This window comes from Mycobacterium sp. 1245852.3, from assembly GCF_001669335.1.
In the GTDB taxonomy this organism is placed as follows: domain Bacteria; phylum Actinomycetota; class Actinomycetes; order Mycobacteriales; family Mycobacteriaceae; genus Mycobacterium; species Mycobacterium europaeum_A.
The window spans coordinates 1-9,027 of record NZ_LZLL01000292.1 but is presented as its reverse complement, the minus strand read 5'-3'; the positions used below and the strand labels follow the sequence as shown (position 1 = coordinate 9,027).

9 protein-coding genes are annotated in these 9,027 nt (G+C 62.9%); 7 read left to right on the top strand and 2 right to left on the bottom strand.

Features of this window, described 5'->3' with window-relative positions:
- From A9W96_RS33125 to A9W96_RS13315, 4 genes are all read left to right on the top strand, one after another.
- Positions 1-3,243: thioester reductase domain-containing protein (locus A9W96_RS33125; protein ID WP_156765232.1), on the top strand; the 3,243-nt coding region annotated here is incomplete at its 5' end.
- A gap of 166 nt (positions 3,244-3,409) precedes the next feature.
- Positions 3,410-4,960, top strand: coding sequence for an NAD(P)/FAD-dependent oxidoreductase (locus A9W96_RS13325; protein WP_067140319.1), 1,551 nt, complete (start codon positions 3,410-3,412; stop codon positions 4,958-4,960).
- Between the two features lie 58 nt (positions 4,961-5,018).
- Entirely contained in the window at positions 5,019-5,936 is a 918-nt protein-coding gene (locus A9W96_RS13320; protein ID WP_067140316.1) for an SDR family NAD(P)-dependent oxidoreductase, read from the top strand.
- 66 nt (positions 5,937-6,002) lie between these two features.
- Complete coding sequence (locus A9W96_RS13315; RefSeq protein WP_067140315.1) at positions 6,003-6,815, top strand: phthiotriol/phenolphthiotriol dimycocerosates methyltransferase; 813 nt, start codon at positions 6,003-6,005, stop codon at positions 6,813-6,815.
- Between the two features lie 59 nt (positions 6,816-6,874).
- On the opposite strand, the gene A9W96_RS13310 is transcribed toward A9W96_RS13315, so the two are convergent.
- Positions 6,875-7,300: a hypothetical protein gene (locus A9W96_RS13310; RefSeq protein ID WP_067140312.1), complete on the bottom strand. Its 426-nt coding sequence runs from the start codon at positions 7,298-7,300 to the stop codon at positions 6,875-6,877.
- Between the two features lie 18 nt (positions 7,301-7,318).
- The gene (locus A9W96_RS13305) at positions 7,319-7,690 is read right to left on the bottom strand and encodes a hypothetical protein (protein ID WP_067140309.1); all 372 of its coding nucleotides are present in this window, start codon (positions 7,688-7,690) and stop codon (positions 7,319-7,321) included.
- A gap of 139 nt (positions 7,691-7,829) precedes the next feature.
- Here A9W96_RS13305 and A9W96_RS13300 point away from each other — a divergent pair, with 139 nt between their 5' ends.
- The 3 genes from A9W96_RS13300 to A9W96_RS13290 all read left to right on the top strand — a co-directional run.
- Positions 7,830-8,270, top strand: a complete 441-nt coding sequence (locus A9W96_RS13300; RefSeq protein WP_231999676.1) for a GtrA family protein — start codon at positions 7,830-7,832, stop codon at positions 8,268-8,270.
- Positions 8,271-8,354: 84 nt separating this feature from the next.
- A complete protein-coding gene (locus tag A9W96_RS13295) occupies positions 8,355-8,639 on the top strand; it encodes a hypothetical protein (protein ID WP_067022488.1) in 285 nt (94 codons plus the stop codon).
- 53 nt (positions 8,640-8,692) lie between these two features.
- The coding region (locus A9W96_RS13290) for an SDR family NAD(P)-dependent oxidoreductase (RefSeq protein WP_156765231.1) at positions 8,693-9,027 on the top strand (335 nt) is incomplete at its 3' end.

Genomic DNA, 9,027 nt, shown 5'->3' with positions numbered 1-9,027 from the left:
GCGGGTGCGCGGATGTATCGCACCGGGGATTTGGTGTGCTGGACACCCGATGGGCAGTTGCGCTATGTGGGCCGCGCCGATGAGCAGGTCAAGATTCGCGGGTATCGCATCGAACTCGGCGAAATCCAAGCCGCCTTGAACCGAATCGAGAGCATCAAGCAGGCAGTCGTCATCGCCCGCGAAGACCAACCCGGAGACAAACGGCTCGTCGCATACCTCACCCTCGATCGCACCATCGCACCTGACCATAACGCCGAAATTGTCGAAGAATGGCAACACATCTGGGACGACGTGTATGGAGATGAAGCCGAAGAGTCAGCGTTCGGTGCCGATTTCCGGGGCTGGAACAGCAGCTACACCGGTGACCCGATTCCGCGCGGGGAGATGGTGGAGTGGCGCGCGGCCACGGTGGATCGGATCATGGAGACGCAACCGCGACGGGTTTTGGAAATCGGTGTGGGTTCGGGCTTGTTGCTGTCACAGATCGGCCCGCATTGCGACCATTACGTAGCCACCGACATGTCGAAGGTGGCCATCGACAAACTTGGTCGGTCACTGGACCAACTGCAGATCCCGTGGCGTGATCGAGTCCAGTTGCTGACTCAGCCGGCCCACGTCACCGAAGCGCTTCGCCCGGGTTATTTCGACACCATCATCCTCAACTCGGTCATCCAGTACTTCCCTAACCGGGAATATCTGACCGGCCTGTTGGACAACGCGGTCGATCTACTGGCCCCCGGCGGGACACTTTTCATCGGGGACGTTCGTAACCACAGTCTGCACAGGGCGTTCCAGGCCGCTGTGGCACTCGCCCGCACCGCAGGCACCGACGCTGCCGAGATTCGCGAACGCGTACACCGGGCGATCCTCAGCGACGCCGAATTGCTCGTGGCGCCAGAGTTTTTCACCGCCTGGGCCGCTAGTCACCCGAAGGTGACGGGGGTCGACATCCGCGTCAAACGCGGGTTGGCCGACAACGAACTGACTCGGTATCGCTACGACGTCGTCGCCCATACCGCTCCCGTCCCGGTACGCTCAGTGGCCGCTGTTCCCGCTTGGACGTGGAACCAATTCCATAGCCCGCAAGACCTGTGCAATCGGCTGACGTCCCGGCGTCCCGGTGCCGTCCGCGTCACCGAGATCCCTCGCACCGGTCTGGCCACCGACGTCCACATCGAACGAGCAATCACCGCGGGACTATCGCTGGACGAAGCCTTCGCCGAAGCCGCCGAAATCCGAAACACCACCACGCCAGAACAGTTGCACCGGATCGGCCGAACCGCCGGATACCGCGTCGCCGTCACGTGGGGCGCCGAATCCGGAACCCTCGACGCTGTATTCATTTCAGCGAATGACCCAGCCTCCGCGGAACTCTCACCCCTGAGCGACCTGTACCTGCCCTCCGACGACACCCGGCATCGCGCCGCGCTCACCAATAATCCCCACACCAACTCCGCACTCAGCGCCCTGCGCGAGCGAGTGACCGAGCAGTTGCCTGATTACATGGTTCCCGCGCATTATGTAGTGCTCGACGTTTTCCCACTGACCACCTCGGGCAAGCTTGACCGGCGCGCTCTGCCGGTACCGGAGTATCGCGGCATCGACAGGTACCGCGCTCCCTCGGATGCGGTCGAGGAGGCCCTCGCCGGTATCTATGCTCAGGTACTCGGGCTGGAACGGGTCGGAGTCGACGACTCGTTCTTCGAGTTGGGCGGGGATTCGTTGTCGGCAATGCGCTTGGTCGCAGCGATTAACTCCAGGCTGAACGCCGACCTTTTGGTGCGCGCCGTGTTCGACGCACCGACGGTCACCGGTCTGCGTCAACACCTGATCGTTGGCTCGATGCCCGAGGGCGATGCCCACGGACCCAGCTTTGCGTCCGTGCACGGTGACACCCCCACCGAGGTGCACGCCAGCGATCTCACGCTAGACAAATTCATCGACGCCGCCACGCTGTCCGCCGCGCCGACGCTGCCCGGCACGAGCGCCGAAGTCCGAACAGTCTTACTGACCGGGGCAACCGGCTTCCTCGGGCGCTACCTCGTCCTGGAATGGCTGAAAAAGCTCGAACCGCGAGGCGGCAAGCTGATCTGCTTGATAAGGGCCGACTCCGACGACCATGCGCGGCAACGACTGGATCGCACCTTCGACAGCAAGGACAGGGAAATGCTGCGGCACTTCCGTGAACTAGCCGCCGACCGTCTGGAGGTCATCGCCGGGGACACGAGCAAATCCAGTCTGGGCATAGATGCGCTGGCTTGGCAGCGCCTGGCCGCCAGCGTGGATCTGATCGTCGATTGCGCGGCCTTGGTCAACCTCGTCCTGCCCTACCGTGAACTCTTCGGACCCAATGTCGTGGGCACCGCCACCCTGATCCGCCTTGCGCTCACTACGAAGCTCAAGCGCTACACATTCGTCTCGACATACGACGTCGGCCGTCAGATCGAGCCCTCGATGTTCACCGAGGATGCCGACATCCGGCTGATCAGCGCCCACCGCATCGTCGACGACAGCTACGCCAACGGCTACGGCAATAGCAAGTGGGCCGGTGAGGTCTTACTGCGCGAGGCCCACGACCTATGCGGGATGCCGACTGCGGTGTTCCGCAGCGGCATGATCCTGGCCGACACCACCTATTCGGCCCAGCTCAATCTGACGGACATGATCACCCGGATGGTGCTCAGCGTGGTCGCCACCGGCGTCGCACCGCGTTCTTTTTACCAGCTGGATGAGGCCGGAAACCGGCAACGTGCGCACTATGACGGACTGCCAGTCGATTTCGTGTCTGAGGCGATTGCCGCGCTGGGCGCACAAGGCGCTGAGGGGTTCGAGACCTATCACGTGATGAACCCGCACGATGATGGCGCCGGGCTTGACCAATTTGTGGACTGGCTGATCGAGGCCGGTTATCCGATCGAGCGCATCGACGACTTCGGCCAGTGGTTAGACCGATTCGAGGTCGGATTGCGTGCTTTGCCGGAGCGACAGCGCCAACACTCGGTGCTGTCCATGTTGCTGGCGCTGATGGGTGACACCAAGGACCGGCGGCCACCGGAACCGACAGTGGGCTCCTTTGCGCCGGTGGATCGATTCCGAGCTGCTGTGCGCACAGCAAATCTTGGTCCAGACAACGACATTCCAGGTATTTCCGCGTCGACGATCATCAAGTATGCCACCGACCTGCGTTTGCTCGGGCTACTCCAGCCCGGTGTACGCGCCGAGCAAACGGACCTCCATCAATGATTCCCAACGCACAGGTGCTTGGGCCCGGCCGGACAACTCTTGCCGTTGACGGCCGGCAAGTGACGCCACCGAGATTCGCCGTGCTGCAACAAGAATGGTGCGCCGGGGGGTTGGGGCACGCCAACCGCCGCAACCCGATCGCTACTCACGGTGTGGATCGGAATCCATGAGCGCGGCGGGCCCCTTCGGCGGCGTCGGGACGCCCCGGATCGTGATAGTTGGCGCAGGATTCGGAGGCATCGGCCTAGCGGTGCTGCTGAAAAAGGCCCGCATCGACACCTTCACGATCTATGAACAGGCTGAGCAGCCCGGCGGCGCCTGGTGGTACAACCGGTACCCCGGCGCCGAAGTGGACACGGTCTCGTTCGTCTACTCGTATCCCTTCAAGCAACACCGGTGGAGCAGAACCCACGCCAAGCAACCCGAGCTTCTGCGGTACCTCAACGACACCATCGATGAGTTCGGCCTGCGTTCTCATCTGCACTGTGGCGTGGGAGTCAAGTCCGCGCGATGGAACGAAGCGGCGCATATCTACCATCTGACGCTCAGCACGGGGGAAGCGACATGGTGCCATGCCCTGGTCGGAGCGACGGGATTCCTGAACATTCCGAAATACCCGACGTGGCCCGGATTGGATTCATTTCAAGGTCCCAAGTTCCACTCGTCGCGCTGGGACTCTGAGCATGATCTCCGGGATCTGACAGTCGCGGTAGTGGGGACCGGATCGACGGGGACCCAGATCGTGCCAGAACTAGCGCCGATCGTAAAGCAGCTCTACGTGTTTCAACGCGAGCCAGGTTGGGTTGTACCGAAGGACGCGCGTGATTACACGCCCAGACAGCGAGCCGCGCTGGGCACCCCGTGGCGGTACCGCTGGGCGCGGGTGAAGTGGCTGGCGTTGGCCGAGGCGTTCTACCTTCGGGGTGCCCCTTTTCGGCAGGGAACGTTGTTTCATTCCGCTGGGCAAAAATCCGCCCTGAAGCACATTGAGAAGGAATTTCGGGACCGGCCCGATCTCAAGAAGGCGGTGACGCCCAGCTACCCGTTTTGGGGTAAGCGCTTGGTTTTCAACTCGACCTTCTATCCATCGCTCAAGCTCGATAACGTCGAGCTGGTATCGAATGCCGTCGCCTCGGTGACGCCGACCGGCGTCGTCGATGATGCGGGCGTCGAACGGCGCATCGACGTACTGGTGATGGCTACCGGTTTTCAAGCAACGAATTATCTCGGGACCATGGAGGTTCGGGGGAGCAGCGGCCAGATGCTGCAAGAATTCTGGCAGGAAGAACCGAAAGCCTTCCTTGGCATCACGGTTCCAACGTTCCCCAATTTCTTCATGATGTACGGACCTGGGACCAATGGCGCGGTAGTCCTGTCGATGCTGATGCACCAGGCCGGGTACATCGTCCATGCGGTCAAGCGGATGCAGCGGCAACGCATCACGGCGATCGAAGTGAAGCACAGCTGGACGGATCGATATCACGCATGGCTTCAAAAACAGGTAAACCGCACGGTATGGGGGTCGGCGCACAACTATTATCGCGGAGCGACCGGGGCAATTGTGACCCAATGGCCCTTCGGCCCAGGCTTATACGGTTTGCTGGTGCGGTCGCTGGGCCGGGCGTCCGAGCGAACACGACGCCGACCGGCCGCCACCGGCGGTGGCGATGACGGCGCGGGCCGGGGCATTCCGACGGCAGCCGCAGGTGAAGATTGACATTCGGACACGGTCGTCAGACCTCCCAACTGCCCTGTGAGTCCAAGGAGAACGACCGATGAGGACCAAGTGGACCGTCGTCGATATTCCCGACCAATCCGGCCGCGTCGCCGTCATCACCGGGGCCAACACCGGGATCGGCTTCCACACCGCGGTCGCGCTGGCGGGCAAAGGCGCCGATGTGGTGCTCGCGGTGCGTCACCCCGACAAGGGCAAGGATGCTGCGGCCCGGATCACCGCCCAACATCCAAACGCCAGCGTCGCGATACAGCATCTGGACCTCACGTCGTTGCGGGCGATCCGCAAGTCCGCCGAGCAGATCAAGTCGGTGCACCAACGTATCGACCTACTGATCAACAACGCCGGCGTCTGTTACACGGATAAGGCCCGCACCCAGGACGGGTTCGAATTGCAATTAGGCACAAACCATCTCGGTCACTTCGCATTGACGGGGTTGCTCCTAGACCGACTGCTGCAGACCGACGGCTCACGGGTGGTGACCGTCAGCAGCGTCGGACATCGCACCCTGGCGAAAATCAACTTCGATGATCTGCAGTCGGAACGCGCCTACAACCGCGTCAAGGCCTACGGGCAGTCCAAACTGGCAAACCTGTTGTTCACCTACGAGCTACAGCGCCGGTTGGCCCGCAACGGCACTGCGACTGTCGCGCTGGCCGCACACCCGGGCGGGTCGAAGACCGAATTGCTCCGCAACATGCCGGCATGGATTCGGCCGCCCGCTCAAATAGTTTGGAACGTGTGGGCGCAGAGCGCCGAGATGGGCGCGCTGCCCACACTGCGGGCCGCCACCGATTCAGCGGCGCAGGGCGGGCAGTACTACGGACCAGACCGCATCTTGGAGAATCACGGCCACCCCAAGGTCGTCAGATCCAGCAAGCAGTCGCACGACCCGGCGCTGCAGAGCCGACTCTGGGCGGTGTCAGAGGAGCTGACCGGGGTCACTTTCCCGGTCTGACACACGGCGAGCGCATCTAAGAGTCAGTCTGCCTCGCCGGGCCAGGATGGCGTCCATACTGTACCGATGAGCGTCACAGACCGCTTGGGTTTCGATACGTGCCGCAGATCCATTGCGAAGTATTCGTATTCCCTTTGGAACCACTACAACTCAACCCTCAGCCGGTACTGGTACCCCTTCGCCACGCGCTATTCCAGCACCGATGATCTGGTATTCCTCAGCTGGGGTTATGAGGAGGATCCGCCGATGGGCTTGCCGTTGGCGAATTCCGACGAGTCGGACCGATACTTCATTCAGCTATACCACCGCGTCGCCACCCAAGTGGATCTCACCGACAAGCGGGTATTGGAAGTCAGTTGCGGACACGGCGGCGGAGCCTCCTACCTGGTGCGCACCCTGGCTCCAGCTTCCTATACAGGGCTGGACTTGAACTCCGCCGGCATCGACTTCTGCCGCAGAAAGCACCAACAGCCCGGCCTGGACTTCGTCCAGGGCAACGCAGAGAGCCTGCCCTTCGCCGATCAATCGTTCGACGTGGTGATCAACGTCGAAGCCTCACACGGCTACGCCGACTTCGACCGCTTCCTCGCCGAAGTCGCTCGGGTGCTGAGCCCGGGAAGCCATTTCCTTTACGCCGACGTCCGCCGCCGCCTGGACATCGGCAATTGGGACCACGAATTGCGCAACGCCCCGATGCGGCTCGTTTCCGAAAGGAACATCAGTGAACAAGTTGCGCGTGGCGTAGAGAATAATCTGCCGGTCTTGAAAGAGCAGTCCCGCCTCCCGAATTTCTACGTCGACAGGTTATTCAGGAACATCTGCCAGAAACTCGGAGACGAGCAACTGATCTACCGAATGTACTGCTTTGCCACTGACTGATGCGATGTTGCAAAACCCATTATGAGCAACGGGTTTTCACACGCCCGCGGCCCGCACGCTTACGGCGACTCGTCGCCGGCGCCCGGCGCGAAGTCACCAAACAGCGGCTCCCTGCCCGCGGTCAGCCGGCTCGGCGCGAGGTATTCGTCGCGTGACAGCACCAGCGTGGGCGCAGGGCCCGACATGTCGTCGACGTAGTGGTGGCCGGGGCGCCCGCTGGCACTCAGCACCCGTAACTTCTCGACGATTTCGGTCGCCTTCCCGGGGTCCAGCCGCCACAGGGCGCGATCGTCCCAGAGTTCGATGTGGGCCGCACCGGCCTCGATGACAAAGTCGTGGACGACATCGGCGCCCGCCAGGCGTGACGAGCCCTCCCCTAGCGCGTCGGCCAGCGTCGCGAGCAGGGTGTCAATACCGGTGCCGTCGGCCGCCAACAACACGACGTCCTCGCCCTTGAAATCGGGGACACGCTTGACACGAATCATAGTGGCAGGACGGCGGATTCAGAATGCCATGTCATAGCAGACCCAGAGCAAGGGGCCGGCCAGGAGCAAAGCCAGCAGAGTCACGCCACCGATGAGCCGCCACGCGATGGTCGAGCGAAAAATGACCGCGGTAATCGCCGAAGCGGTCGACAGGACAATTAACACGGCCGCGATGACGACCTCGGTGCGCGCCGACTGCACCGCGGATTCGGAGGACGGCGGAAAGAACCCGGCTTCCAATTTGAACGCCAAAGCGCGGTTGCTCGAGACCGTCAGCAGCAGCAGAAGGGCGAGCATCATCGTCGCCAACCCGATCAGCGACAGGCATGCCCCAAAGATATTGCGGTTCGCCGGATCTATCGGGCCGGTGTAGTGGGGCATCTCGTCCACATTCCGAATCGTAGGGCGTAATCCGCAGCGAAAGGAACGATGCGCGATCGGTGGAAGTTGGCCAACTGATCACCCAATAGATACCTGGTCATGTCACCGTGCTCAGGTGCGAGCGGAACCCTCGGCCAGCCACTCAGGCGTGGCCGGCCGGTTCCACAACTGGTGCGAGGCGGTTGTCGGCCGGCTGCCGTTCGGCCTGAAGGCGGTCGTCGCGCCGACGCTCGTGGGCTTCTGTGTGATCAACGGTTTCACCTTCGGCCTCGACCTGACGATCCTGACGGGCTTGCGCAGCGGGCTCGCCCTTCCGGTGCCCATCGCCGTGACGATCGCTTACGGATGCGCTTTCACACTCAGCTACGTCCTCAATCGCGTATTGAACTTTCGGTCCCACGCCGCGGTCGGGCCTCAGGTGCTGACCTACGCCGTGGTGGTCGCCGTCAACTATCTGGCTTTCATCCTCGGGGTTACCACGGCGCTCGCGGCCATCGGCGTGCACTATCAGCTGTCGCGCCTGGCGGCGGGCGGCTGTGAAGCGGTGTACATGTACAGCGCGATGAGGTGGGTCGTCTTCCGGCGCTGAGCGGCCCCACCGATCCGGGACTTGGTGGCCGAGGTGTAGCCCACCCGTGACCTCCGCGCGACGGCGACGAAGGACGCTCGACAGGTGACGGTAATCGCGGTGATCGCCGCGCTCGCGACGGCAACCTGCCTCGGCTACTACGCGGGACGGCGCGCGGCCTCGCCGCCGCCGAGCTGGAGGAAGCGAACCAGCCGCATCGCCCTGAGCAGGCAGGCCATCGGCCTGCTCGCGATGATCGCCGTGCGCCGCATCCGGCAACGCGTGCGGGCCGAGCGCATCGTCTCCGACATCGCCGCCAGATACGGCATGAGAATAGTTGCGCCACCGCATCTTCGGCGCGGCAGCGTGGTGCGGTTGCGGTCCTGGTAGAGCCCACCAAGTAGTCTGCCGAATCGACTGTCGCCAAGAAGGACGGAACGGGCATGGCTGCACTACAAGACAAAGTGGCGTTGGTGACCGGGGCGTCGTCGGGCCTCGGCGCAGAAACCGCAAAGTTGTTCTCCCGGCAGGGCGCAACGGTTTTCGGCATCGGCCGCGATGCCCGGCGCCTGGCTGACGTCTTCGCCGATATCGAAAGCGGCGGGTTTGCGTCGGTGGACATCGGGTCGGCGCAGGCCTGCCGGGACGCGGTCGCGCAGTGCGTGCGTGATTTCGGTGGCCTTGACGTCCTGGTCAACGTCGCCGGGCGACACCAGATGCGCCGCACCGAGTCTCTGACCGACGACGACTGGGAACAGGACCTTGCGGTCAACCTCAA

What these genes read in the sequence shown, in the direction of transcription:
- A9W96_RS13320 (WP_067140316.1), top strand. Translation starts at nt 5,019, where the DNA reads ATGAGGACCAAGTGGACCGTCGTCGATATTCCCGACCAATCCGGCCGC.
- A9W96_RS13310 (WP_067140312.1), bottom strand. Translation starts at nt 7,300, where the DNA reads ATGATTCGTGTCAAGCGTGTCCCCGATTTCAAGGGCGAGGACGTCGTG.
- A9W96_RS13315 (WP_067140315.1), top strand. Translation starts at nt 6,003, where the DNA reads ATGAGCGTCACAGACCGCTTGGGTTTCGATACGTGCCGCAGATCCATT.
- A9W96_RS13325 (WP_067140319.1), top strand. Translation starts at nt 3,410, where the DNA reads ATGAGCGCGGCGGGCCCCTTCGGCGGCGTCGGGACGCCCCGGATCGTG.